Annotated in this window: 18 protein-coding genes; 5 read left to right on the top strand and 13 right to left on the bottom strand. The window is 64.5% G+C overall.

What is annotated here, in order from left to right:
- Nucleotides 1-146 precede the first annotated feature (146 nt).
- Nucleotides 147-1193 (bottom strand): phosphate ABC transporter substrate-binding protein PstS, encoded by a 1047-nt coding sequence (gene pstS, locus J2X54_RS17490; RefSeq protein ID WP_310182302.1) that lies wholly within the window; start codon nt 1191-1193, stop codon nt 147-149.
- A 326-nt stretch (nt 1194-1519) separates the two neighbouring features.
- On the opposite strand from pstS, the gene ppk1 reads away from it, so the two are divergent.
- Nucleotides 1520-3613 carry a polyphosphate kinase 1 gene (ppk1, locus tag J2X54_RS17485; RefSeq protein WP_310182301.1) on the top strand — a complete coding sequence of 698 codons (2094 nt, stop codon included), beginning with the start codon at nt 1520-1522 and terminating at the stop codon, nt 3611-3613.
- A 15-nt stretch (nt 3614-3628) separates the two neighbouring features.
- Nucleotides 3629-4093: a phosphohistidine phosphatase SixA gene (gene sixA, locus J2X54_RS17480; protein ID WP_310182299.1), complete on the top strand. Its 465-nt coding sequence runs from the start codon at nt 3629-3631 to the stop codon at nt 4091-4093.
- A 139-nt stretch (nt 4094-4232) separates the two neighbouring features.
- On the opposite strand, the gene J2X54_RS17475 is transcribed toward sixA, so the two are convergent.
- Nucleotides 4233-5339 carry a polyamine ABC transporter substrate-binding protein gene (locus J2X54_RS17475; RefSeq protein WP_070251769.1) on the bottom strand — a complete coding sequence of 369 codons (1107 nt, stop codon included), beginning with the start codon at nt 5337-5339 and terminating at the stop codon, nt 4233-4235.
- A gap of 91 nt (nt 5340-5430) precedes the next feature.
- A complete protein-coding gene (gene fliD / locus J2X54_RS17470) occupies nt 5431-6837 on the bottom strand; it encodes a flagellar filament capping protein FliD (protein ID WP_310182297.1) in 1407 nt (468 codons plus the stop codon).
- Nucleotides 6838-7179: 342 nt separating this feature from the next.
- On the opposite strand from fliD, the gene J2X54_RS17465 reads away from it, so the two are divergent.
- Nucleotides 7180-9297 carry a TonB-dependent siderophore receptor gene (locus J2X54_RS17465; RefSeq protein ID WP_310182296.1) on the top strand — a complete coding sequence of 706 codons (2118 nt, stop codon included), beginning with the start codon at nt 7180-7182 and terminating at the stop codon, nt 9295-9297.
- A gap of 48 nt (nt 9298-9345) precedes the next feature.
- Here the strand turns inward: J2X54_RS17465 and J2X54_RS17460 are convergent, their stop codons facing one another.
- The 4 genes from J2X54_RS17460 to alr form a co-directional block, all read right to left on the bottom strand.
- On the bottom strand, nt 9346-10749 hold the full coding sequence (locus J2X54_RS17460) for a CoA transferase (protein WP_310182295.1): 1404 nt from the start codon (nt 10747-10749) through the stop codon (nt 9346-9348).
- A 238-nt stretch (nt 10750-10987) separates the two neighbouring features.
- Nucleotides 10988-11308 carry a PilZ domain-containing protein gene (locus J2X54_RS17455; protein WP_310182294.1) on the bottom strand — a complete coding sequence of 107 codons (321 nt, stop codon included), beginning with the start codon at nt 11306-11308 and terminating at the stop codon, nt 10988-10990.
- A 62-nt stretch (nt 11309-11370) separates the two neighbouring features.
- The gene (gene radA / locus J2X54_RS17450; RefSeq protein WP_070251765.1) at nt 11371-12747 is read right to left on the bottom strand and encodes a DNA repair protein RadA; all 1377 of its coding nucleotides are present in this window, start codon (nt 12745-12747) and stop codon (nt 11371-11373) included.
- 2 nt (nt 12748-12749) lie between these two features.
- Entirely contained in the window at nt 12750-13853 is a 1104-nt protein-coding gene (gene alr / locus J2X54_RS17445; RefSeq protein ID WP_310182293.1) for an alanine racemase, read from the bottom strand.
- Between the two features lie 140 nt (nt 13854-13993).
- Between alr and lplT the strand changes: the two genes are divergently transcribed.
- On the top strand, nt 13994-15256 hold the full coding sequence (gene lplT, locus J2X54_RS17440) for a lysophospholipid transporter LplT (protein WP_310182292.1): 1263 nt from the start codon (nt 13994-13996) through the stop codon (nt 15254-15256).
- A gap of 65 nt (nt 15257-15321) precedes the next feature.
- Here the strand turns inward: lplT and J2X54_RS17435 are convergent, their stop codons facing one another.
- From J2X54_RS17435 to tsaB, 4 genes are all read right to left on the bottom strand, one after another.
- A complete protein-coding gene (locus J2X54_RS17435; RefSeq protein WP_404990933.1) occupies nt 15322-16224 on the bottom strand; it encodes a DUF1853 family protein in 903 nt (300 codons plus the stop codon).
- A gap of 163 nt (nt 16225-16387) precedes the next feature.
- The gene (locus tag J2X54_RS17430; protein ID WP_310182291.1) at nt 16388-17434 is read right to left on the bottom strand and encodes a uracil-DNA glycosylase; all 1047 of its coding nucleotides are present in this window, start codon (nt 17432-17434) and stop codon (nt 16388-16390) included.
- Nucleotides 17431-17901 (bottom strand): ribosomal protein S18-alanine N-acetyltransferase, encoded by a 471-nt coding sequence (gene rimI / locus J2X54_RS17425; RefSeq protein WP_070251762.1) that lies wholly within the window; start codon nt 17899-17901, stop codon nt 17431-17433. The genes J2X54_RS17430 and rimI overlap by 4 nt, the downstream gene beginning before the upstream one ends.
- A complete protein-coding gene (gene tsaB / locus J2X54_RS17420) occupies nt 17898-18647 on the bottom strand; it encodes a tRNA (adenosine(37)-N6)-threonylcarbamoyltransferase complex dimerization subunit type 1 TsaB (RefSeq protein ID WP_310182290.1) in 750 nt (249 codons plus the stop codon). The genes rimI and tsaB overlap by 4 nt, the downstream gene beginning before the upstream one ends.
- A 90-nt stretch (nt 18648-18737) precedes the next feature.
- Here tsaB and J2X54_RS17415 point away from each other — a divergent pair, with 90 nt between their 5' ends.
- Complete coding sequence (locus J2X54_RS17415; protein ID WP_310182289.1) at nt 18738-19166, top strand: thioredoxin family protein; 429 nt, start codon at nt 18738-18740, stop codon at nt 19164-19166.
- Here the strand turns inward: J2X54_RS17415 and J2X54_RS17410 are convergent.
- Both J2X54_RS17410 and J2X54_RS17405 read right to left on the bottom strand, forming a co-directional pair.
- Nucleotides 19161-21437 (bottom strand): molybdopterin cofactor-binding domain-containing protein, encoded by a 2277-nt coding sequence (locus J2X54_RS17410; RefSeq protein ID WP_310182288.1) that lies wholly within the window; start codon nt 21435-21437, stop codon nt 19161-19163. The two genes, J2X54_RS17415 and J2X54_RS17410, sit on opposite strands and share 6 nt — an antisense overlap.
- Complete coding sequence (locus tag J2X54_RS17405) at nt 21430-24552, bottom strand: EAL domain-containing protein (RefSeq protein ID WP_070251759.1); 3123 nt, start codon at nt 24550-24552, stop codon at nt 21430-21432. Before J2X54_RS17405 ends, J2X54_RS17410 begins: the two co-directional genes overlap by 8 nt.
- Nucleotides 24553-24635 lie beyond the last annotated feature (83 nt).

Here is a 24635-nt window from a genome sequence, read left to right as displayed (position 1 = left end):
GGCTCCGGTTTTGGAATTGGCGTGGAAGTGATGTCAGCGCTCATATTGTTATCTCGGGAAGGTAAGCTAGCCTGCGATGTCCACATGGGCATCGCAGGCTAACCCCCTCACCGCCCGATGATGCGGCGGTGAAGGGAATCAGGGTCTTAGTACAGTGCCTTGCCCGAAGCGTCTTTCAGGTTGGCTTTCCACGATTCCTGCACCAGTTTCACAACCGAGTCAGGCAGTGGTACGTAGTCCAGTTCGACAGCCGACTTGCCGCCGTTCTTGAAGGCCCAGTCGAAGAACTTGACGACTTCCTTGCCCTTGTTGGCGTCCGGCTGCACTTTGTGCATCAGGATGAACGACACGCCGGTGATCGGCCACGAGTTTTTACCCGCCTGGTCGGTCAGCACCACGCCGAAGCCCGGGGTCTTGGTCCACTCGGCGTTGGCAGCAGCGGCCTTGAAGAACTCGTCGTCAGGCTGCATGAAGTTGCCGTCCTTGTTTTTCAGCTGGGTGTGCTGCATCTTGTTCTTCTTGGCGTACGCCCACTCGACGTAACCGATCGAACCCTTGATACGCTGCACGTTGGCGGCAACGCCTTCGTTACCCTTGCCGCCCACGCCCACGATCCACTTCACTGCGGTGCCGGCGCCGATCTTCGATTTGAAGTCAGGGCTGGTTTTCGACAGGTAGTCGGTGAACAGGAACGAGGTGCCCGAACCGTCGGCGCGGTGCACCACGGTGATGTCTTCGGCTGGCAGCTTGACGCCCGGGTTGATGGCGGCGATGCCGGCATCGTTCCACTTGGTGATCTTGCCCAGGTAGATGTCGGCCACGATCGGGCCGGTCAGTTTCAGTTGACCCGGTGTCAGGCCTGGCACGTTGACTACGGTCACCACGCCGCCCATGATGGCCGGGAACTGCATCAGCCCTTCGGCGTCCAGGTCTTCTGCCTTCATTGGGGCATCGGAGGCGCCGAAATCGACGGTCTTGGCTTTGATTTGCTTGATGCCGGCGCCCGAACCGACGGACTGGTAGTTCAGGCCATTGCCGGTGGAAGCTTTGTAGGTCTCAGCCCATTTTGCATAGATTGGGTACGGGAAGGTAGCGCCGGCGCCGGTCATATCGGCAGCGGTGGCAGCGGACGAGAGAGCCATCATGGCGCAGGCACCGACTACCAGGGAAGAGATCAGTTGTTTCATTCGCATTTCAAAGTCCTTTGTTATGACAGGTTAGGATGCTGCGAAGTCTAACCGGCCAATATGACAGGTTTATGACATGGTGAAAAAATGTCCAAAAAGAAGTTTTTTACCGCGTCAGGCCCCTCTGCCCTATGAAAACAGGTGTCTGTCATGAAGCAATACCGCGATTGTGACAGCTGCATGTCATATATGACGAGCCAAATTTCGGCTTTATGACAGCCGGGTTTCCCAGTTTGTCACAAACTTGTCATAATTGGTCTTTACACTGTTGCATCATTACTCTGTTGGATTACAGAATAGAATGACCTTAACTGCAAAGTGACCAAAGAGACATGAAGCCTGATGTGCATGCCGAAGTCGGCAAGAATTCCGCGTTCCTCGACCGCGAGCTGTCGCAACTGATGTTCAACCGCCGGGTGCTGGCGCAAGCCGAAGACAAAAGCATTCCCTTGCTCGAGCGCTTGCGCTACTTATGCATTGCCAGCAGCAACCTCGATGAATTCTTTGAAGTACGCGTCGCCAGCCTGCTGGCTGCCGCCGGCACCGACGGCGTGCTGGCCACCCACCCCGCCCTGCTTGCCACCCTCTCCCGCATCAGCAACGAATGCCACGCGCTGGTCACTGACCAATACAATATTCTCAACCAGGAAGTACTGCCCCAGCTCGCCGCCAGCGGCGTGCACCTGGTCCGCCACAACGAGCGCACCGACGCCGAACGCGCGTGGGTCAAGGAATATTTCGATACCGAGGTGCGTCCGCTGCTGACCCCGATCGGCCTCGATCCGGCCCACCCGTTCCCGCAGGTGGTTAACAAGAGCCTCAATTTCATCGTCTCGCTGTCGGGCAAGGATGCCTTCGGGCGCGGCACGGCGATTGCGATTCTGAAAGCGCCACGGGTGCTGCCGCGCGTGATCCGACTGCCCGACGACCTGTCCGACCGTGGCGGCATTTCGTTCTGCCTGCTCTCGTCGGTGATCCACGCACATATCTCGGATTTGTTCGCCGGGCGCGAAGTGATCGCCTATTCACAGTTCCGCGTGACCCGCGACAGCGACCTGTGGGTGGACGAGGATGAAGTGAAAAACCTGCGCCAGGCGCTCAAAGGCGAGTTGCAGGGCCGCCAGTTCGGCACGTCGGTGCGGCTGGAAGTGGCGATCAACTGCCCGCCCGAACTGTCGCAATTCCTGCTCGACCAGTTCGGCCTGCAGCAAAGCCGGCTGTATGCGGTGAACGGCCCGGTCAACCTGGTGCGGCTCACCGAGATCATGGATCACGTGGAAGATCCGTCGCTGCGCTTCACGCCTTTCTTCCCCGGCAATGCGCAAAAGCCGGGCAGCGCCGACATCTTCGCCGCCCTGCGCGCACATGACATCTTGCTGCACCACCCGTTCCAGTCGTTCCAGACCGTGATCGACTTTATTCGCAGCGCAGCGCACGACCCTGCCGTGGTGGCGATCAAGCAGACGATTTACCGCACCGGCATGAATTCCGATCTGATGGAAGCCCTGATCACGGCCGCGCGCGCCGGCAAGGAAGTGACCGTGATCGTCGAGCTGAAGGCGCGCTTCGACGAAGAAGCCAATATCAACTGGGCAGACAAGCTCGAGCAGGCCGGCGCCCAGGTCGTGTATGGCGTGGTGGGCCTGAAAACCCACGCCAAGGTGGCGCTGGTGATCCGTCGCGAAGAAGGCAAACTGAAGTATTACGCTCACCTGGGCACCGGCAACTACCACCCCACCACCACCAAGTTCTATACCGACTTCGGCTTGCTGACCTGTCACCCCGGCATCAGCCAGGAAGTGAACGAGGTGTTCATCCACCTGACCAGCCTGACCAAGCCGCACCGCCTCAACCATTTATGGCTGGCGCCGTTCGCCCTGCAAAACGAGATCATCAAGGCGATCCGCAACGAAGCGCGCATTGCACGGGCCGGGCGGCCGGGGCGGATTATTGTTAAGATGAACGCGCTGGTGGACGAATCGGTGATCCGCGCGCTGTACGCGGCGTCCAAGGACGGCGTCAAGATCGACCTGATCGTGCGCGGCGCCTGTACCCTCAAGCCGGGCGTGCCGGGACTGTCGGAAAACATCAAGGTGCGCTCGATCATCGGCCGCTTCCTCGAACACAGCCGCATCTATTATTTCCGCAACGACCTGGCGCACGACGTCATGCTGTCGAGCGCGGACTGGATGAGCCGCAACCTGTTCCGCCGCATCGAGGTGGCCTTCCCGATTCTGGACAAGTCGCTCAAGCGGCGCGTGATGTCGGAAGGATTGAACCCGTATCTGAAGGACAACCGCAATGCCTGGGAACTGGAACCGGATGGCCACTACCAGCGCCGCAAACCGCGCGGCAAGCAAGGCGGCTTTTCAGCGCAACAGTATTTGATGGACTCGCTTGGGACGCCTGGCAGCCATCTCGAGTAACCATAGGAGAAACACATGGATCTGATTTTGTGGCGTCATGCGGAGGCCGAAGACCCGGCACCCGGCATGTCCGATCTGGAACGCGCGCTGACCGGCAAGGGCGTCAAGCAGGCGCGCCGCATGGGCCAGTGGCTCGACTCGCAACTACCGGACAGCTGCCGCATCCTGGCCAGCCCGGCCGTGCGCACGCTGCAGACGGTGGAAGCGCTGGGCCGCAAGTTCAAGCTCCACACCGACCTGGCGCCCGGCGCCGACCCGGCCGACATCCTGAAAGCGGTCAACTGGCCGGGCAACAAGGATTCGGTGCTGGTGGTGGGCCATCAACCCACGCTGGGCATGGTGGCAGCGCTGCTGCTGGCAGGCGAAGACCTGGACTGGGATATCCGCAAGGCCAGCGCGTGGTGGTTTTCGCAGCGCGAGCCGGGGGATCCGGGCAGTGTGTATTTGAAGGCGGTGATGAGCGCGGACCTGGTCAAGTAGGTCCAGTAGCGGCAGATTCGTCATTCCCGCGCAGGCGGGAATCCAGTGTCGTCGAACAAGGTTGACCTTGGCTTGAGCCAACCCGGCGCGCAAAAATTGGATTCCCGCCTACGTGGCGGTCCGCCGATGCGGACTGGATCTAGCGACCGGTCTTGAACTTGGTGTACGTGCGCGTAATCACGCGGCGGATATCTGCTGGCACCGCTTCCGGCGCCGCCATGCGCTGCTTGTCGGCATCGGACAGGAAGATGGTCTTGTTGCCGGCGATATCCTTGCGCACGAACTTCATGCTGGCCGTATTCGGATTGGCGTAGAACACCTTGTTGGTCAGGCTGGCATGCACTTCGGGGCGCATGATGTAGTTGATCCACAGGTGGGCGTTGTTCGGGTGCGGGGCGTCGGCCGGGATGGCCATGGTGTCGAACACCAGCGCGGCCGGGGTTTTCGGCACCAGCACTTCGATCACGTTACCGTTCTTGGCGTCCAGCGCGCGTTGACGGGCGATGTTGATGTCGCCGGACCAGCCCAGCGCCACGCATACCGCGCCATTGGCCATGTCGTTGATGTAACCCGACGAGCTGAACAAGGTGACGTTGGGACGAATGGTTTGCAGCAGCTTGCCCGCTTCCGCGTAGTCGGCGGCGCTCTTCGAGTACGCCGGTTTGCCCAAGTACATCAGCGCGGCCGGCAGCACTTCGGACGGCGAATCGAGGAACGACACGCCGCACGACTTGACCTTGGCGGCATACTTGGGATCGAACACCAGGTCCCAGGCATTGGCCGGCATCGGCATGCCGCCCAGCGCGGCCTTCACTTTGTTGACGTTGATGCCGACCGTGGTGTAACCCCACAGCCAGTCCACCAGGTATTCGTTGTTCGGGTCGATGCTGGCCAGTTTGGCCTGGATCGCCGGGTCGAGGTTTTTCAGGTTGGGCAGCTTCGATTTGTCGAGCTTGCGCAGCAGCTTGCCTTCGATTTGCAGGCGCGCCCACTGGGCGGTGGGCACCACGACGTCGTAGCCCGATTTGCCGGCGACGAGCTTGGAGTTCAGGATTTCGTTGTTATCGAAAACATCATAGCGCACCTTGATGCCGGTCTCTTTCTCGAAATTCTTGACCGTGTCTTCCGCGATATAGTCGGACCAGTTATAGATGTTGAGGACTTTTTCCTCTTGCGCCTGGGCTTGCGCCAGGCCAGTCACCATCCAACCTGCCACCGCCAGCACGCCAACGAACTTTCCTGCCATAACACCTCCGAGTGGGATTCATACACAAGCCGTGATGATCGGGCATCGGACGCTTGCGCGCAAGCGGTTCGTTTGGATTTCAGGCCCGCCTTCAGCCAAGCATATCGAACAGCGTGCCGGTGGACCCGGCGCCGCCGGTGCCGAACATGCCGCCGCCGGTGCCGGTCTGCGACTGCGCCGAGTACAGCGCCGCCAGCGCGGTGGCCTGGGCCGTGAGCGCCTTGGTCAGCGCAGCGCGCTTGGTGTTGGTGGCGTCGAGTTCGCGGTTGGCCTGGGTGGTCTCGCGGCTGATCACGCTGCTTTTATCGGTAAACGACTTGGCCTTGGCGCCCATCAGGTCGGCCAGGCCCTTGCCGTCGTTGGTAAACAGCTTGGCCACCTGCGACGAGTCGGCCGTAATCGCCGCCTGCATCTTCTTGTCGTCGATTACCAGGTTGCCGTCCTTGCCCTGGCTCACGCCAGCGGCCGCCAGCGCCGACGTCGAGACGTTGCCGCCCCCGGTCTTGAGCAGCAGGTCCATCTGCATGGTGACCTGGCCGATCGCGGTATCGCCCTTGAGGGCGCCACTGGACAGGGTTTTCAGCTTGGCGTTGAGGTCGTTGTAGGCGGCCACGAAGGTTTTCAGGTTATCGCCGATCTTGCTGGCGTCCTGGCTGATGGTGATGGCGGCCTTGCCCTTGCCGGTGAGCGTGAGCGCGGCACCCTCGATGCCCTTGTTCTTGTCCAGCGTATTGCTGGCGCTCTTGATCTCTTTGCCATCGACCGTCAGGATGGCGTCCTGGGCGGCCGTGGTTTGCTTGAAGCCCTGCTTGCCTTTTTCGTCGGGATCGTAGCCGAGCAGGTTTTTCAGCGCGGCGTCGCCGCTGACGCTGATGCGCATGCTGTTGGCTTCGCCGCTCTGGCCGGCGATCGACAACGACACCTTGCCGTCGTCGCCCTTCTCTACCTTGACGTCCACGCCGGCCGCCTTGAACGCGGCCGCGATGCCCTCGACCGTGTTGTTGCTGCTGTCGATCGAAATGGTCTTGCTGGTCGCCGTGCCGTTGGTCGTGAAACCCTTGTCGCCGGCAGTGCCGAAGTCGATCTTGACGGTGGTGGGCGCGCCGGTGCCGACCTTGGCGGTGGCCGAACTGAACTCGGCACTGGTCAGAAACTGGCCCTGCGCCAGTTGCTGCACATTGATCGCGTACGTACCGGCCTTGGCGCCGCCGGTGGACGTGGACGTGGCCACGGTTTTATCGGAACTGGCGGCCGAGGTGGACAGGCCGCTGCCGGTCAGCGCCGCAGCGATGGACTGGAAATTCGACAGCGCGCTTTGCAACTGGCCCAGGCCCGACAGCTTGGTCTGGCTGCTGGTGAGCGCGGCGTTGAGCTTGGTGGCGCCATTGTTTTGCGAGAGCATGGTCTGTTCGACGCGCTTGTAGACGTCGGCGCTGATCGGGGAGGCGGCAGCGCCGGCGGCGTTGCTGGCGGAACTGGTAAGCGGATTGATGGCCATAGCGGGGTCTCGGCTGATGTCGGCAGTTATATATACCAACAGTATGCTACAGAAACTGTATTTCAAAGCGATGAACAGACCGGCAATTTTGCCTCATTACACTGCGGTTACCTGTTGGCAGCTCTCTTCCTTATGGATCATTGACTTTCAATGCACAATTACCAGTCTGTCATTGACTTTGTAATGCGAATCGTTATCATTGCGCTTTTCGTCTGGCAGTTTCAATTTTTGTTTTACTAACGGGAACCTTTTATAACCATGAATCAGCAAGCACACGCCCGCACGGGTCTTCACCTCCATCGTCTCGCGGTCGCTGTCGCGCTTGCTCTACCATGTTTACCATTGCTGGCCCAGGCCGAGGAAACCGGCAAGGATGCAGTACTGCCGCAGGTAACCGTCTCCGGCATCAAGTCGGACGACACTTCTGACACGTACGCCGTCCGCAATGCCCGCACCGCCACCCCGCTCGACCTGTCGCTGCGCCAGACGCCGCAGTCGGTCACCGTGATCACCCAGCAGCGGATCGAAGACCAGGGCCTGCAAACCGTGTCCGACGTGATCAACAACGCCACCGGCGTGGCGGTCAACCAGTACGAAAGCAACCGCGCCGACTTCAATTCGCGCGGTTTCGAGATCGACAACCTGCAAATGGATGGCATTCCCACCACCTGGGAACAGCAATGGAGCGGCGGCGAGATCCTCAGCAGCCTGGCCATGTACGACCGCGTGGAAATCGTGCGCGGCGCCACCGGCCTGATGACCGGCGCCGGCAATCCATCGGCCGCCATCAACCTGGTGCGCAAGCGCGCCACCAGCAAGCAGCTGACCGGCACCGCAGAAGTGGCGCTCGGCAGCTGGAGCGACCGCCGTGGCACGGTCGATGTGTCCACGCCGCTCACCCAGTCCGGCAACGTGCGCGCCCGCGTGGTCGGCGAAATCCAGAAAGCCGACAGCTTCACCGACAAGCTGAGCAAGGACAACAGCACCTTCTACGGCACCGTCGAAGCGGACCTGACCCCGCGCACGCTGCTCTCGGTGGGCTACAGCCGCCAGAAGACCGACACCGATCACCCGATGTGGGGCGGCCTGCCCTACTGGTATGCCGATGGTTCGCGCACCAACTGGGACGAGTCGAAAACCTCGAGCGTCGACTGGTCGCGCTGGGACACCTCGTACAACAACGCCTTCGCCAACCTCGAACACACGTTCGACAACGGCTGGAAGGTGCGCGCCACCTATTCCAACGGCAAGCGCAAGTCGGACTCGGTGTTGCTCTACCTGTACGGCAACCCGGACCGCGCCACCGGCACCGGCATGGGCGCCTCGGCCGGCTGGTACATTACCGAAACCAAGCAGGAAGACGCGGGCCTGCATCTGAGCGGCGCGTTCGACCTCGCCGGCCGCCAGCACGAAGCGGCATTCGGTTACATGCACGCCAAGCAAAAATTCAATTCCGATACGCGCGGGGCCGACTACGGCCTGGGCCTGTTCGTCGCTCCGGCGCCTGCCGACTTCAACAACTGGAACCCGTCCGCCTATGCGCCGCCGACCTGGGGCGCGCGCACGTTCTACCAGCGTTCGGAAACCACCCAGGACGGCCTGTATGGCGTGGGCCGCTTCTCGCTGGCCGATCCGCTCAAGCTGATCGTCGGCGCCCGCGTGACCAAGTACGAAAAAACCGGCAACCTGGCCGGCGCCACGCCGTACCGCCTCAAGTTCGACGACGAAATCACGCCATACGCGGGCCTGATCTATGACGTCAGCAAGCATTACTCGGTCTACACCAGCTACACGGAAATCTTCCAGCCGCAAAATGCGGTCGATATCAACCGCGTGACGCTCGACCCGATCCGCGGCAAGAATGTCGAAGCCGGCGTCAAAGGCGAGTTCCTCGATGGCCGCGTCAACGCCTCGCTGGCGCTGTTCAAGATTCGCCAGGACAACCTGGCGCAGGCAGTGGGCGTGATTCCCGGTACTGCCGACACGTATTCCGAAGCGGTACGGGGCGCCACCAGCAAGGGTGTCGAGCTCGAAGTCTCGGGCGAACTGGCGCGCGGCTGGAACGCCAACGCCGGTTACACGCACTACAGTGCCCAGACCGCCAGCGGCGATCCGTTCAACAGCAACTACCCGCGCGACCTGTTCCGCGTGTTCACCACCTATCGACTCGATGGCGCCCTGGCGGGCCTGACGGTGGGTGGCGGCGTCAACTGGCAAGGCCAGACCTACACGGTCACCTCGAGCGCGCCGGCAGGCAATACCACCAACAACCGCCTGCAGCAGGATTCGTACGCCCTGGTGAACCTGATGGCGCGCTACGAGATCAACCCGAACTGGTCGGCGCAGCTGAACGTCAACAACCTCACCGACAAGCGCCATTTCGGCATGTCGGCAGCGTTCAACCAGCTCAATTTCCAGGCGCCGCGCAGCGTGAGCGGCACGCTCAAGTACCGTTTCTGATGGTGTGATCCGGTAGTCACGGCCGGCGCCCTGGTGCGCCGGCTTTTTTTATGGCGCGGCCCATTGCGCCGGCGCCGAACCGAGTTCGCTGGCGCCCTGCGGCCACGCCATCGCCATGCCGGCAACGGCCACCGGCGCACGCAAGCGCCGCGCCGGTCCCCAGGCGGTGTGCTCGAGTGCCAGTGCGTAATCGTCGGGCGCAACCGGCGCCAGCTGGACGCCACCGATTTCGCCCTCGGTGGTCATCAGCAAGGCCGCCGTGCGCGCCAGCGACAGCCGTGCCTGCGTGGCGCGCTGCTGCGTCACCCGCGTGATCAAGCCACGCACCACGGCTGCGGCCATCAAATAGCCGGTGGCATGATCGAGCGCCTGCACCGGCAACGGCACCGGCTTGCCGGCGCCGCTGGCCTGCATGCCGTGAGCGGCGATGCCGCAACTCATCTGCACCAGGCTGTCGAAGCCACGCCGACCGGTCCATGGTCCGCTCCAGCCGTAGGCGTCGAGGCACACATCGACCAAGCGGGGATTGGCTTGCCGGCGATAGTTTTCATCATAGCCCAGTCGTGCCAGTGCTTCGGGCCGGTAGCCATGCACCAGCACGTCCGCTTCGGCCAGCAGTTGCTCGAACACGGCGCGATCGGGCGCGTGGTGCAGGTCAAGCCGGGCGCAGCGCTTGCCCGGAGTGACTTCGGGAATCACGCCCGGCTCGTTCCAGTCCGGCGCATCGATGCGCAGCACCTCGGCGCCGTAGCCGGCCAGAAAGCGCGTGGCCACGGGACCGGCCAGCACCCGCGTCAAATCGAGCACTTTTACACCAGCCAGCGGCCGCGCTTCCGCACCGGTCCTTGAACCGGTCCTCGTGCCGGCCCACGCGACCGCCCCGCCGCATGGCCGCGTGTCGAAGGCGATCAGTGGCTCGCTGGCGACTGCCAGTCCTTGTGGATGCGCGTGCCAGTCGCCGGCCGAGCGCATCTGCGCGGCGCAGCCGCGATTGGCCACCATTGCCGCTTCCAGCGCCGCCCCCTGCCACTGCGCCACCGCCTGTTCGACGGCCTGGCGGTCGGGCGCGCAGCCGAGCACGTCGAGCGCAGCGCGGCGGTGGTGCGGCGCATTGGTGTGCAGCCGTATCCAGCCGTCGAGACAGGCATAGTCGCCAGCCACCGCATCCCACAACGCCGGGCGCTCCCAGCCGACCGGCGCCAGCGACCAGCCGAACCACAGCGAGGCCAGGCGGCGGTCCACGCTGACGGGCGCCTCGCTTGCGCCCCGCAGCGCGGCCAGCTCGCGCACCGCCAATGCCGCTGCGCCGATCGCGGCGGCAGCCAGATCGGTCACCGCGTAGTACGATGGCAAGTTGCCGTGGCCGGTAAAGCTGACAGCATCGGTGGCCGGCGCCGGCAGTTCCAGCGCCGACCAGATGGTGGCCAGCAGGTGGTGGGAGAGCGCAGTCATGGGGTTCCTCGCAGCAGTGATCGTGCGCCGAGCTTAGAACTGCGCGCGCCAGCGGTCAATCTTGATTTGAATCGCCAACATGGGAAGAACGATGGCCTGGGTACAAGACGTGCAGCATTGATGCAATTACGAGCGGTACGAAAACCAGACCCGGCGCTTCCGGTCGATGGCGTGGAATATCAAAAAGCGATGCGTGCAGAATGACCACCGTCGCGGCACTCCGGCGGATAAGACAGTATCAGCGCAGGAACTTGTTGACAGTCGCCATGGTCGCCAGGTCGGGGCTGACGAAGGTGAAGCCGATCTTGAACTGGTCGCCGCTGAAGATGCAGTAGTTGACCTTGCAGCGGCTGTTCACCAGTTGGCCCTTGCCGTCCATGAAAAGCTCGAATGTGACTTGGCCCATGTGGCCAACCGCCAGCTTGTGGTCGTAGGTGAGCGAGACACCGGTGCCGCTGATATCGATGGTCCGACCTGGCTGTGGCGGCAGGCCATCCATTACCACGACTGCCTTGGCGCGCACGATTTTGCGTGCGGCGGAGCGTTGATCGACTAACAATTTCCTGTCCTTTTATTACGTAAAGAGCACTATTGCTCTACCAAACACGTAACAATACAGCTTTATTGGATTTCGCGCAGCTTGTTGAAGGCGTCGTCGATGCGATCCACCGCAATAATCGTCATCCCTTCGATCGGTTGCTTGGGCGCGTTGGCGCTCGGGATCATGGCGATCGAGAAACCGAGCTTGGCCGCTTCGCGCAGGCGCTCCTGGCCACGCGGGGCGGGACGGATTTCGCCGGCCAGCCCCACCTCGCCAAACACCACGAAGCCGCGCGGCAGCGGCTTGTTGCGCATCGACGAATTAATCGCCAGCAGCACGGCCAGGTCGGCCGCCGGTTCGGTGATTTTCACGCCGCCCACGGCGTTGATGAACACGTCCTGGTCGAACGCGGCAATGCCGGCATGGCGGTGCAACACCGCCAGCAGCATGGCCAGGCGATTCTGCTCGAGGCCCACCGACAGACGCCGTGCGTTGGGCAAATGGCTGGCGTCGACCAGCGCCTGGATTTCCACCAGCAGCGGCCGCGTGCCTTCCTGCGTCACCATCACGCACGAGCCCGGCACCTGGTTATCGTGTTGCGACAAGAACAATGCCGACGGATTCGAAACGCCCTTCAGGCCCTTTTCGGTCATGGCAAATACGCCAAGCTCGTTCACCGCGCCAAAGCGATTCTTGATCGCCCGCACCAGGCGGAAGCTCGAGTGGTTGTCACCCTCGAAATACAGCACGGTATCGACGATGTGTTCGAGCACGCGCGGTCCGGCCAGCGCACCTTCCTTGGTGACGTGGCCGACCAGGATAATGGTCACACCGGTCTGCTTGGCCGCGCGCGTGAGCTGGGCCGCGCATTCGCGCACCTGCGCCACCGAGCCCGGCGCCGAGCTGAGCGCATCGGAATACACGGTCTGGATCGAGTCGATCACCGCCACTTCCGGCTTCAGGTCGGCCAGGGTGCCGAGGATTTTTTCCAGCTGAATCTCGGCCTGCAGTTTCAAATCGCGGGCGTCGATCATCAGGCGCTTGGCGCGCAGTGCGATCTGCGCGCCCGATTCCTCGCCGCTGACATACAGCACCCGCTTCATGTGCGAGACATTGGCCAGCGCCTGCAACAGCAAGGTCGATTTGCCGATGCCGGGGTCGCCGCCGATCAGCACCACGCCGCCGCTGACCAGGCCGCCGCCGAGCACGCGGTCGAATTCCTCGATGCCGGTACCGAAGCGCGGCACGTCGATGGCGTCGATATCGGCCAGCGACAGCACCGGCGCCGTCTGCGCCAGCGCCAGGTGTTGCGGTTGCGAATAGCGGTTGTTGCCGCCCTGCTCGACCACGCTCTCCACCATGGTGTTCCACTGCTGGCAGGCCGAACACTGGCCGGTCCACTTGTTGGCGACGTTGCCGCACTCGGTGCAGACGAAGTTGGTTTTTGCCTTGGCCACGGTTATCCCTCCACCACGGCCACGCGCGGCGCCAGCGCGCACATCAGCTCGTAGCCGATGGTGCCGGCGGCATTGGCCACCTCGTCGATCGGCAAGCCCTCGCCCCACAGGATCACCTGGCTGCCGACCCGGGCACCAGGAATGTCGGTGAGGTCCACCGTCAGCATGTCCATCGACACCCGGCCCACCAGGCGCGTGCGCACGCCATCGACCACCACCGGCGTGCCCAGCGGCGCGTGGCGCGGGTAGCCGTCGGCGTAACCGCAGGCCACCACGCCCACCCGCATCGGGCCGTCGGCCGTGAAGCGGCTGCCGTAGCCGACCGCGTCGCCGGCGGCGATGTCCTGCACGCCGATGATCTCGCTGCTCAGGGTCATGGCCGGCTTCAAACCATAGTCGGCCGCCGGTTTGCCGCCCGGCGTGCCGCCGTACAGCATGATGCCGGGACGCACCCAGTCGTTGCGCAACACGCCGTCCAGCTCGCCCTGGCGCAACACGCCGGCCGAATTGGACAGGCTGCGCATGCCGGGCAAGCCAGCCGCGCCGGCCTCGAAGCGGCGAATCTGCTCGGCGATCGGCAACAACGCATGACCGGCCTCGTCGGCGTTGGCAAAGTGGGTCATTAGGGTGATGTTGCCCACGCAAGCGAGGGCGACCAGCCGCGCGTGGGCAGCAGCGTAGGCCTCGGGCTTGAAGCCAAGCCGGTTCATGCCGGTATTCATCTTCAGGTGCAGGTCGAACTTGATGCCGCGCTCGCCCAGGTCGGCATCGGCCGCCTCCAGCCACTCGAGCTGCTCGGTGCAGTGGACCGCCGACTGCAGGCTGTAGCCGGCCATCGTATGCAGATCTTCAAAACCGAAGAAACCTTCCAATAAGATGATCGGCTTCTTCCAGCCCAGCTCGCGCAGGCGGATGGCGTTGTCGAGTTCGACCAGTGCCAGGCCGTCGGCGTCGGCAAAACCGCGCATGGCGCGTTCGAGTCCGTGGCCGTAGCCATTGGCCTTGAGCACGCCCCAGGCTTTGGCGCCGGGCGCACACGCCCGGACCACGGCCAGATTGTGCTGCATGGATGCGATGTGGATGGTTGCGATAAGCGGCCTGGGCATGGGGTTCTCTGCTCAATCTGTGAAGGCGGTATTCTACCAATTGTCCACACAATGCGGCCGCCGGCACACCGCTCAATTCTTGGGGTTACGAACAAAGCGTGGTATAAAGCAAGCCAATATAAGCTTTCAGGCAGTCCAGAATGAATCGTGGTTTTTATACCATCATGTCGGCGCAGTTCTTTTCTTCGCTGGCTGACAACGCATTGCTCTTCGTCGCGATTGACCTGTTGATCAACATGAATTCGCCCGGCTGGATCACGCCGCTGCTGAAGCTTTCATTCACCCTCTTTTACGTCCTGTTGGCGGCTTTTGTCGGCGCGTTCGCCGATTCGATGCCAAAAGGAAAAGTCATGTTCATCTCCAACCTGATCAAGGTTGGCGGATGCATGCTGATGTTTGCCCACGTTCATCCACTGGTTGCCTACGCCGTCGTCGGCTTTGGCGCGGCCGTGTATTCGCCGGCCAAGTACGGCATCCTGACCGAACTATTGCCAGCTGAAAAGCTCGTCGCTGCCAATGGCTGGGTCGAGGGTCTGACCGTGATGTCGATCATCTTCGGCACCGTGCTCGGCGGCGCGCTGGTCGGCGACCGGCTGTCGTCGGTATTGCTTGGTTTCGATATGCCGTTTGTCGATACCGGCATCGAAACGCCGACCGAGGCGGCGCTGTGCGTGGTCGTGGTGATCTATGCGCTGGCGGCCATCTTCAATACCCGCATCCCGGACACCGGCTGCGTGTATGGCCACCAGCAACGCAACCCCATCAAGCTGATCAGCGAATTCGCGACCTGCTGCGGCCTGCTGTGGAAAGACAAGCTGGGCCAGATTTCGCTGGCGGTGACCACCCTGTTCTGGGGCGCCGCGCAAACCCTGCAATTCATCGTGCTCGAGTGGGCCAACCGCACGCTCAAGCTGTCGTACGAGCAGGCGACCAGCCTGGTGGGCGTGGTGGCGATCGGCGTGGCGGTGGGCGCAATCCTGTCGGCGCGCAGCATCACGCTGCGCAAATCGCTGACCGTGATACCGGTCGGTATTGCCATGGGCGTGATCGTGATGGGCATGACCCTGGTGAAATCGGTGGCGCTGGCCTATCCGCTGCTGGTGCTGGTCGGCTTGCTGGGCGGCTTCTTCCTGGTGCCGATGAACGCCCTGCTGCAACACCGCGGCCACGTGCTGATGAGCGCCGGCCATTCGATCGCGGTGCAGAATTTCAATGAAAACCTGTCGATCCTGACCATGCTGGCAGCTTACTCGCTGATGCTGCGCGGCCATATGAACCTGAACGTGATCATCATGATATTCGGCATGTTCCTGGCGGGTACGATGCTGATGATCCTGCGTCGGCATCAGGCCAACCAGCGCGAGTTCGATTCGGTGTCGCTGATTGGCCAAGCCAAGCACTGACATACAGGGCCGTCAGCGTCGCGAGATTGGGTCCCCGCCTTGGCAGGGACGACGCGGCGCCAGCGTTACGGCAGTTTGCCGTCGCGGCGGTTTTGCGCCGCGCGGTCGCGCCAGTCGTCCGGGACGATAAAGCCGCGCCGCTGTTCGATCAGCCAGTCCCCTTCCTGCCGCAATACCGCCACCATCACCGGGGCCGACACTTGCGCCATCTGGCTTGCCAGTTCCGCTTGCAATGCTAGCCGGTCCATGCCGGCGTCTGCCGCAACTTTCAGCGGCGCCAGCCATTGCAGGCGCGGCATCACGCAGAACTGCTCATCCGGCAAACCGTCTACCTGCGCCAACGGCATCCAGAACCCCTGGCAATGCTCGCGCGAAATCCCCGGCGTGACGCCATGCGCCGCATCTGCCGGATAAAACAGCCAGCCCTTGACCAGCGCCTGCGCCCGGTCCACCGCCTGCGGCAACAGCGGCTGGGCAGCCGGGTGCTGCGCCAGCGCCAGTTGCTTGTCGAAAATCTTGCGCATCTTGGCGCCGAGAGTGTCGGCCAGGTTGGGGCCGATCAGGCCGTTGAAGTCGGCGCCGGCGGTAGCGGCATCGAGCAGGTAGAACTTGGTGGCGAATTCCAGGTGCACCAGCGCGGCGCCCTCGCGCAGCAGGAAGTCGAATTCGCCCACGGTATCGTTGCGGCTGGCGCGCACTTGCAGGCCGTGCGCCACCAGGGTGTGCTGGCTGGCGAAATAAAAGGCCAGCAACTTTTCAGCATACAGGCCCAGGCGCGAATAATGGCGTTCGCCAAGCGCGGCATCGAGCGGCGCCGGGTCCAGGTCAAGCGCGGCCAGCCAGTCGGCAACCTCAGGCGTTACCGGGCCGAGCGTGGCGATGCGGCCTTGCCAGTGCGGCGCGGCGGGGTCGAGCAGGTCGGGCGCATCGAGCAACCACGCCAGCGCCCGCACCCTCGGATGGTGCAAGTGGCCCCAGCGCTGCGCGAACCGCGCCTGATAAGGATCGGCAAAGGCGGCGGCGCTGGTGCCTCTATCGCCCCCGGGCCAGGGAATGGCAACTGCGCTGGCAGAGTCGCCGTTCACAGCAGCGGGCCCGGCCGGAGCGCCAGCGCTGTCGCTGTCGCCAGGGTCAGCCAAGAGCGGTCCTGGCCAGGCACAGGTCGCCCCAGGCCTTGGCCTTGTCCTCGGGGCGCGCCAGCAAATCGTCCGGGTGGTAGGTGGCCACCACTGGCAGATTGGCGTCGCCGTAGCGCATGACCTTGCCGCGTGCCGCCGGACCCATCATCAGGCCCTTGGCGGCGAACTGGCCGAAGGTCATGGCCATGGTGGCGCCGGTGAGCGCCAGTTCGCGGTCGAGGAAGGGCCGGCAGGCGGTCAGTTCGTCGGCGGTCGGATTGCGCTGGGCGCCATCATCGGCAGCCGGCCGGCATTTGACCAGGTGCGTGACATACACGTCGGCCTCCGGCTTGAGGGCGATGGCCTTGAACATATTGCCCAGCAACTGGCCGGCGTCGCCCGCCAGTGGGCTGATTTCGGTCTCGTCCAGCGCCGAGGGCGCGGCGGCGATCGCCAGCCAGGCTGCCTGCTGCGGGCCACGACCGTTGACGGCGTTGCGGCGGGTGGCAGCCAGCGGACAACGGGTGCAGTTCGATACCGCCGCCTGCAAGGCCGGCCAGTCCATCGTGGCGATGGCTGCGTCGGCCACCGGCTGCACCGGGCGCGGACGCACGGGCGGTGGCGGCGTGGCCGCAGGCACGTCGTCGAACCAGGCGGTCGATTCGTCGTCGGAGGCGACCACTGGCGACGTGGCCGGATGCGGCGCCGGCAACGGTGGCCGGGATGCGGCCGGTTCAGCTGCTTGTGTCTGCATGGATGCTGGCGCCGATGCGGGTGCCGCAGGGTGAGCTGGTGCGTCTGTCGCTTGCGCCTGTTCGACTGCCTGTGACCAGGTGACCGGCGCAGGCGTGGCGGGCACCGGCCCAGCTGCCGGCGGCCGGACTGGTGCAGCCGGCATGGCAACCTCAGACGTGGCCATGCCCTCGGCCTGCGCTGCTGCGTCGGCAGCAGCATCGCCACCATCGCCGGGCTCGAACCCCGTGCCGGCAGCGCGCAACTTCCACAGCGCGCCCACGCCCATTTCTTCCAGGAACACCGCATTGCGGGGCGAGATAGTCATACGTCGAACCGCATCACGATGGCGTCCTCGCGTAACTGGTTCGCTGCCGGGTAGTAACCCTTGCGGCGACCGATCTGTTTGAATCCGTAGCGCTCGTAAATGGCGAGCGCGCGCGTGTTGGACGGCCGTACTTCCAGCAGCACCGACGCCATGCCGAGCCCGCGCGCGCAGGCTACCGACTGGTTCAGCAACAGGTGGCCGAGCCCCTGGCCCTGCCGGTCCGCCGCCACCGCCACGTTGAGCAGGTGTACCTCATCGACCATCGGCATCACCAGGAAATAGCCGAGCAGCGCCCCGCCCTGGTCGCGCAGCACCCAGGCCTGGTAGCCGCTGTCGAGCGAATCGGCAAAATTGGCCATGCTCCACGGGTATGGATACACGCTCTGTTCGAGCGCCAGCACCTCGCCCAGGTCGGCGCGCTGCATCGGCTCGTAGCGCAGCCGCGCCAGGTCCCACGCCTGCTTCATGCGCCACCCGCCGCTTTGGCAGCCTTGTCGGCCTTCTCAGCGTTGATGTCGCGCCGCTCGGCCTGGGTGTAGGCAACCTTGTTACGCAGATACAGCGGCTGTGCTTCGGCCGCCGTCACCGTGCGGCCGGCGGCCAGCGCCAGGCTGGCCAGCTGGGCGATCTGTTCGGCATGGGGCATCACGTCAGCATAAACCTCGGCAACACCGGCAAACGCCTCGGCATACGCCGACAAGCCATTGCCGCAGAACACCGGCGCACCGTGCGCCTGCACCGCATCCGGCGCCGACAGCACAGCTGGCTGCACCAGCTGCGGTGCGCCCACGGCAGCACCATCGAAACGATATTGCGCCCAATACACCTCGCCCATGCGCGCATCGAGCACGGCCACCACATCGGCAGCGCCATGGCGCTGGTGGCAGGCCAGGGCCATGGCGTCGAGCGTGACTACCGGCACCACCGGCAGGTTGGCGCCGAAGGCCAGGCCCTGGGCCACGCCGCAAGCCGTGCGCACGCCGGTAAACGAGCCGGGGCCGGCGCCGAAGGCAATCGCGCTGCAGTCGTTGAGGCTGATGCCGGCTTCGGCCAGCAATTCCTGGATCATCGGCAGGACCGACTGCGAATGGGTACGCACGCCCGAGGACGCGCGGCTGATCACGGTGTCGCCGCGCAACAGGGCGACCGAGGCCGCCTCGGACGAGGTTTCGATGGCGACAATAGTGGTGGGAGGGGTGGAAATTGTAGGCATCCCGCATTTTAACCCGGCACGCCGGCCGGCGCGACCCTGCGCCCGGATGTAAAATACGTCCTTTGGACCGCAGAGAACGCCGCCAACACCATGCACAGCATTACCCTCAACTCCGACAACCGCGAACAGGTGGCGGCCGCGCTGGCTGGCGACCGCTGGATCGTCGCCTGCCTGTGCGCGGCCTGGTGCGGCACCTGCGACAGTTACCAGGCCAGTTTCGAGAGCGTGGCCGCGCGCCACCCGGACAAGCTGTTCCTGTGGATCGACATCGAAGACCACGCCGATATCGTCGGCGACCTCGACGTGGAAAACTTCCCCACCCTGCTGATCCAGCACCACGAGCTGGTGGCGTTCTTCGGCACCATGCTGCCCGACCCGGCGCTGGCGCACCGGCTGGTGCAGGCGCAAACCGAGATCTCCGACGCCGACATGACCGAGATGATCGTCAACAGCGAGGAACGCGCGCGCTGGCAGCGCGAATGCAACCTGCGCGCGCTGCTGCGTAACGCCCTGTCATGACGATAAGCTGAGCGGCAGGCTGCGCAAGCGCTTGCCCGTCAGCTTGAACACGGCGTTGGCCACGGCCGGCGCGATCGGCGGCACGGCCGGCTCGCCCATGCCCTCCGGGTGCGCGGCGCTCGGCATGATGATGGTCTCCACTTCCGGCGCCTGGTTCAGCCGCGCCACCGGGTAGTCATGGAAGTTGGACTGCTCTACCTTGCCATCCTTGATGGTCACGGCGCCAAACAGCGCCGCCGACAGGCCGAATACCACGCCCGATTCCGCCTGCTGGGCGATGATGTTGGGATTGACCGCCAGTCCGCAGTCGATCGCGCACACCACCCGGTGCACGCGGATCTCCGTACCCTCCACCGAAACCTGCGCCACCTGCGCCACGATGGTGCCGAACGACTGGTGCAGCGCCACGCCGTGCGCGCGGCCCGCCGGTGCAGCGCCGGCGCGCGCCACCGCCGCATCGAGCACCGCCAGGTGGCGCGGATGGTGCGCCAGCAGCGCGCGGCGGAACGCCACCTCGTCGCGGCCGGCGGCATGCGCCAGTTCGTCGATGAAGCTCTCCTTGAAAAACGCGTTATGCGAGTGGCCCACCGAGCGCCAGTAACCAAGCGGCACCGCGCTCTCCACGATCACATGACGGATGCGCTGGTTGGGCAGTTCATACAGCATGTCGAACGCGCCTTCGGCCGTGGTCTTGTCCGGACCCGCCGCCGGCAGGCCGAGGTTACGCTTGAAAAACTGGTGGGAGACGGAACCGCTGGCCGACTTGCAGTCGTAACCGAGCACGTGGCCCGAGGCGTCGAGCGTGGCGGCAAAGCGCGCCAGCGCCGCCGGGCGATACACATCGTGGCCCATATCGTCCTCGCGCGACCAGATGGTTTGCACCGGCACGCCCTCCATGGCGCGGGCAATCGCCACCGCCTGCGCCACCATGTCCACGTCGAGCCGGCGACCGAAACCGCCGCCCAGCATGGTCACTTCCAGGGTCACGGCAGCGGGCGCAACGCCGGCCGCCTGCGCTGCCGCTTTTACCGCAAAGCCCGGCGACTGGGTGGGCGCCCACAGGTGCACCTTGCCATCCCTGACATTGACCTGGGCAGTGCAGTTGATCGGTTCCATGGCCGCATGGGCCAGGTAAGGCGCGCGGTATTCGGCGCCGATGGCCCTGGCCACGCCGGCGCCCTTGCCTTCGACGCTGTCCATGTCGCCCACCTGGTGGTAGGCGTGGCCGTCCTGCTTATCCAGGGTGGCGGCGAAATGGTCGAATACCTGCTCGCTCGACAGCCCTGCGTTGGCGCCGTCGCGCCAGGTGATCACCAGCGCCAGCGCGGCCTGCCTGGCCTGCCACCAGCTGCGCGCCACCACGGCCACGCCGGCCCCGGCGCCGGCCAGGTGGCCCAGCGCACTGGAAAAATCGACCACCCGCAGCACGCCCGGCATTTTCAACGCCACCGAGGTGTCGACCGTGGCCACCGCGCCGCCGATCACGGGCGCCATGCGCACCGCCGCGTACACCATGCCCGGCACCCGCACGTCGATGCCGAACACCGCACTGCCATCGACTTTCGAGGGCGTGTCGCGGCGCGGCTGGGCGCGGCCGATCAGTTTGAATTGCTGCGGCGTTTTCAGGCGCACCTCGCCCGGCTGGGACGTAACGGCGGCAGCAGCCAGCGCGCCGTAGGCCAGCTTGCGGCCATCACGATGCAGCACGTGGCCGTCTTCGGTGCGGCACTCGGCGGGATTGGCCTGCCACTGGCCGGCGGCGGCCGCCACCAGCATGGCGCGCGCGGCGGCGCCGGCTTCGCGCATCGGCAGCCAGGCATCCTTGACGCTCGACGAGCCGCCGGTAATGCTGATGCCCAGCTCGCGCGCCACCTTGCCCACGATCCAGCGCGCACCGGCCTTGAGTGCGCCGTCGTCGTCGGGGTGGAACGGCAGGCCGTCCTGCAGCATGGCAATGTTGCCGAAGATCGCGTCCAGCGGCGCCTGCACCAGCCGTACCGTCGCCAGCGGCACGTCCATTTCCTCGGCAACCAGCATCGGCAGCGCGGTGTGCACGCCCTGCCCCATTTCGCTGCGCGGCATGGCGATGGTGACGGCGCCGTCGGGCGCCACCGCCACCCAGCCATTGAGCGCCAGCGCGCCACCGGTCAGCGGCAGTGACACTGAGCCATGCAGGCGCTGGCGCGCCGGCAGCACGCCCCAGCCCACCACCAGGGCGCCCATGGCGGCCACGCCGCCAAACAGGAAACGTCGTCGCGAAACTTTAGACATGCCAGCGCTCCAGCACTTCTTGCGGGCTCAGCGGCTTGCCGTACAAATAGCCCTGCGCCAGGCGGCAGCCATGGCGCAGCAGGAAGGCGGCCTGCTCCTCGGTCTCCACGCCTTCGGCAATCACCGACAGATTCATGCTTTTGCCGAGCTGGATGATGGCGATCGCAATCGCCTCGTCGTTGGCGTCGGTGGAGATATCCTTGATGAACGAGCGGTCGATCTTGAGCGTTTGCACCGGCAGCTGCTTCAGGTACGCCAGCGACGAATAGCCGGTGCCGAAATCGTCGATCGCCAGCGCCACGCCGATCGCGTGCAGATCGTTGATAAAGACCATGGCGTCGCCGGTGTTCATGATCACCGATTCCGTCACTTCCAGTTGCAGGCGCTGCGGCGCCAGTCCGGTGTCGGCCAGGGTGTCGGCCACCAGGGCGACGATGCCGCCGCGCTCGAACTGGCGCGCCGACAGGTTCACCGCCATCTTGGGCACGAGCAGGCCGGCCGCCTGCCAGCGGTTCATCTGCCGGCAAGCCTCTTGCAGCACCCATTCACCGAGCTGGTTGATGAAGCCCGTATCCTCGGCCAGCGGAATGAAGCGCACCGGCGGCACCAGGCCCAGTTCCGGGTGATTCCAGCGCACCAGCGCTTCCACGCCGATCAGGCGGCCGGTATCGATTTCGACTTGCGGCTGGTAGGTCAGGAAGATCTCGTTCTTTTCGATCGAGCGGCGCAGGTAGGTTTCCAGGCGCAGGCGCTCGACGCCCTCGCCCGTCATTGACGGCATGTAAAAACTGTAGCCGTTGCGCCCGCGCGCCTTGGCCTGGTACATGGCCACGTCGGCATTGCGGATCAGCATATTGAGGTCGCCCGCATCGTCCGGAAACAGGCTGATGCCCACGCTGCACGTGACGAACAGTTCGTGGCCGGCCACCTGGAACGGCTGGTCGAACATCTGCACCAGCTTCTCGGCCACCTGCGCCGGACCGTAATGGTTGCCGACGTTTTCGAGCAGGACGATGAATTCGTCGCCGCCCAGGCGCGCCAGCGTGTCGCCCTCGCGCAGGCGGTCGAGCAGTGCGTGCGCCACCTGCTTGAGCAGTTCGTCGCCGATATGGTGGCCCAGCGTGTCGTTGACGTTCTTGAAGCGGTCCAGGTCGATGAACAGCAGCGCCAGTTGTTCGCCGTCGCGGGCGGCGCGCTGCAACGCGTGCTGCAGACGGTCGTTGAACAGCAGCCGGTTGGGCAGCGCGGTGAGCGGATCGTGGTGCGCCAGGTGGTCGAGCTTTTCCTGCGATTCCTTGGCCCGCGTGATGTCGCTGAACACGCCCACGTAATGCGTGGCGCGGCCGCGGCTGTCGCGTACCGCGCTCACCGTCAGCCACTCGAGATAGATGTCGCCGCTCTTGCGGCGGTTCCACAGCTCGCCCTGCCAGAAGCCGGTGTCCATCTGTTCGCGCCACATCTCCTCGTAGAAGGCCTGCTCGTGGCGGCCGGAGCGCGTGAGCGTGTAGTCGTGGCCGATCGCGTCCTGCGCCGTGTAGCCGGTGATCTGGGTGAAGGCCGGGTTGACGGTGACGATGGTGCCTTGCGCATCGAGCACCACCACGCCGTCGGCAATATGCTCGATCACGGTGGCCGAGAGGCGCAGCTTTTCCTCGGCCTCCTTGCGCTCGGTGATGTCGGCGTACACCCAGATGCTGCCCTCGTTGGCGCGCTTGTGGTCGAGCGCATAGCCGCTCACCATGCACCAGAACGAGCTGCCGTCCTGGCGCAGGTAATGGCGCTCCTCGCTGAAGTAGTCGCCTTCGGACAGCGACGGATACTGGCGCGCGCCGGCCGCTTCGAAATCGAATGCAGTAGGGAACAGGATCGACGTCGAGGAACCCACCATCTCGCCCGGCGGGTAGCCGAACAGTTCTTCGCAGCGGCGGTTGACCGAGACAATGTGGCGGCGACGCACGAACATCACGCCGAACATCACGTTGTCGAGAATCGCGCTCTGCTCGGCCAGCAGGGCCTCGATGCGCATTTCATTGTGTTTGCGTTCGCTGATGTCGGCCATGATACCGTCCACCCAGGTCTGGCCGAGATCCCGGCTACCCTGCGGCTGGCCGTTTTCCGCCAGCCAGCGCTCGGCGCCCAGGGCATCGACGATGCGGTATTCGACCTGGTACGGCTTGCCGCTGGCGATCGCCTCGGCCACCGTGCGGCGGTGGCGCTTGCGGTCGTCGGGCGCGATCAGGTTGGTCCAGGCGTCGGTGGCGCCGCGCATGAAATGGCTGGCCGGATAGCCGGAGATTTCCTCGATGGCGTCGGAGACGAAGTCGACCGGGCCGTCGGGCCGGTAGCGGAACACCGCGCCGGGCACCTGGGTGACGATGGAGCGGAAGCGCTCCTCGCGCTGGCCGATATCTTCGAACAGGTGCTTGATCGCCACCCGCATCTGCTCCAGTTGCAGCGCCAGCCGGCCCAGTTCGTCGCGGCCGCGCACGGTGAGCTGGGTATCGAAGTCGCCGCGCGACAGGCGGTCGGAAAAGCCGGTGAGCTTGCGCAGCGGCCGGATCAGGCGCGCGTTCAGAAACAGCACGATCAGCACCAGCGACACCATCAACTGGCCGGCCAGCACCAGCAAGTACGACCATTGTTTTTCGCGCAGGTCCTGCAGGCTGCGGGCGTCGTCCATTTCGACCGTGATGCGGCCGATGCGTTCGCCGCGAACGGTGATGTCGCGCTCGGCGCGGGTGATGGTGCCGGTGGGTTTGCGCGGCGAATCGACATGCATGAACTGGGCGTCGGCCTGGCCCATCACCTCCACCCGCACCACCGATTTGTCGCGCATGACCGATTCGACCAGCGAATGGGCCGATTCGGTGTTCATGTTCCACAGCGACTCCTGCATGCCCAGCGCCAGGATGTCGGCATTGCGTTGCAGCGCTTCGTTGAGGGCGATGCGCGCCGATGCCTTTTCGTGCACGCCGATCAGCACATAGCTGCCGATGGCGGCCGGCACCACCAGGCCGCCGAACACGACTGCCAGCAGCGCGCCATAGATAGACGAACGCGGCAAGCCGCGCAGGGTACCGAGCCGGACCCGCATGCGATCGATGGCCTTACCCATGCACGGACGAGCACTGTAACGGTATCGCGTGACGCAGAAGGAAAAGAATGGGCATCGTCTTGGAGTGTGTCGGTGAGCGTTGC

The organism is Duganella sp. 3397, assembly GCF_031456625.1.
Classification (GTDB): Bacteria; Pseudomonadota; Gammaproteobacteria; order Burkholderiales; family Burkholderiaceae_D; genus Rugamonas; species Rugamonas phyllosphaerae.
The sequence above is the reverse complement of the archived record's forward strand: the minus strand, read 5'-3'. Positions and strand labels throughout refer to the sequence as shown.

Coding starts and splice junctions, on each gene's coding strand:
- fliD (WP_310182297.1), bottom strand. CDS start 6,837: ATGGCCATCAATCCGCTTACCAGTTCCGCCAGCAACGCCGCCGGCGCT.
- J2X54_RS17460 (WP_310182295.1), bottom strand. CDS start 10,749: ATGACTGCGCTCTCCCACCACCTGCTGGCCACCATCTGGTCGGCGCTG.
- J2X54_RS17410 (WP_310182288.1), bottom strand. CDS start 21,437: ATGTCTAAAGTTTCGCGACGACGTTTCCTGTTTGGCGGCGTGGCCGCC.
- J2X54_RS17405 (WP_070251759.1), bottom strand. CDS start 24,552: ATGGGTAAGGCCATCGATCGCATGCGGGTCCGGCTCGGTACCCTGCGC.
- sixA (WP_310182299.1), top strand. CDS start 3,629: ATGGATCTGATTTTGTGGCGTCATGCGGAGGCCGAAGACCCGGCACCC.
- alr (WP_310182293.1), bottom strand. CDS start 13,853: ATGCCCAGGCCGCTTATCGCAACCATCCACATCGCATCCATGCAGCAC.
- rimI (WP_070251762.1), bottom strand. CDS start 17,901: ATGAAGCAGGCGTGGGACCTGGCGCGGCTGCGCTACGAGCCGATGCAG.
- J2X54_RS17415 (WP_310182289.1), top strand. CDS start 18,738: ATGCACAGCATTACCCTCAACTCCGACAACCGCGAACAGGTGGCGGCC.
- ppk1 (WP_310182301.1), top strand. CDS start 1,520: ATGAAGCCTGATGTGCATGCCGAAGTCGGCAAGAATTCCGCGTTCCTC.
- tsaB (WP_310182290.1), bottom strand. CDS start 18,647: ATGCCTACAATTTCCACCCCTCCCACCACTATTGTCGCCATCGAAACC.
- J2X54_RS17475 (WP_070251769.1), bottom strand. CDS start 5,339: ATGGCAGGAAAGTTCGTTGGCGTGCTGGCGGTGGCAGGTTGGATGGTG.
- lplT (WP_310182292.1), top strand. CDS start 13,994: ATGAATCGTGGTTTTTATACCATCATGTCGGCGCAGTTCTTTTCTTCG.
- pstS (WP_310182302.1), bottom strand. CDS start 1,193: ATGCGAATGAAACAACTGATCTCTTCCCTGGTAGTCGGTGCCTGCGCC.
- J2X54_RS17430 (WP_310182291.1), bottom strand. CDS start 17,434: ATGACTATCTCGCCCCGCAATGCGGTGTTCCTGGAAGAAATGGGCGTG.